Source organism: Dolichospermum circinale AWQC131C, assembly GCF_000426905.1.
Lineage (GTDB): Bacteria > Cyanobacteriota > Cyanobacteriia > Cyanobacteriales > Nostocaceae > Dolichospermum > Dolichospermum circinale.
This window is the reverse complement of the sequence record NZ_APIY01000461.1, coordinates 1-682: the sequence shown is the minus strand read 5'-3', so window position 1 is coordinate 682 and position 682 is coordinate 1. Positions and strand designations below refer to the sequence as shown.

The 682-nt window shown below is 29.8% G+C and carries 1 protein-coding gene; it reads left to right on the top strand.

Annotated features, from left to right (window positions below; translation table 11 throughout):
- On the top strand, positions 1–648 hold a 648-nt coding region (locus ACIR131C_RS21465; protein WP_035371311.1), incomplete at its 5' end, for an IS982 family transposase.
- Between the last annotated feature and the right edge of the window lie 34 nt (positions 649–682).

The window sequence follows — 682 nt, the reverse complement described above, 5'->3', positions numbered from 1 at the left end:
TATAATCGCTTTGTTGAATTAATGCCTGATGCTTTACTGCCTTTAATTTGTTATCTTAATACTCGCAAAGGTCAATGTAGTGGTATCTCTTTTATTGATAGTATGGGTATTCCTATTTGTCATAATAAAAGAGCAAAAAGAAATAAAGTTTTTCGGGGTTTATCTGGCTGGGGTAAGAGTTCTGTAGATTGGTACTTTGGATTTAAACTTCATTTAATTATTAATGAGCAAGGGGAATTATTAGCTTTTCAAGTCACTCCTGGAAATATTGATGACCGGAAACCAGTTCCTACTTTAGCACAAAATTTATGGGGAAGACTTTTTGGAGATAAAGGATATATTTCTAAAAGTTTATTTCAGGAACTATTGGAGAATGATGTGAAGTTAATTACTCCTTTTAAGAAGAATATGAATAATAAATTAGTTGAATTGTGGGAAAAACTTATGTTAAGAAAAAGGGCTTTAATCGAAACTGTCAATGACCAACTCCAAAATATTTCCCAAGTTGTTCATTCTCGTCATCGTAGTATTTCTAACTTTATGGTTAATATTATTTCGGGTTTAATTGCTTATACTTGGCAAGATAAAAAACCTTCTTTAAAGTTAGATAAACATGAAGTAACTTCTCTACCAGCTTTATTAATTTAATTATTTTTATACAATTAAATTGTGAATCCAAAAT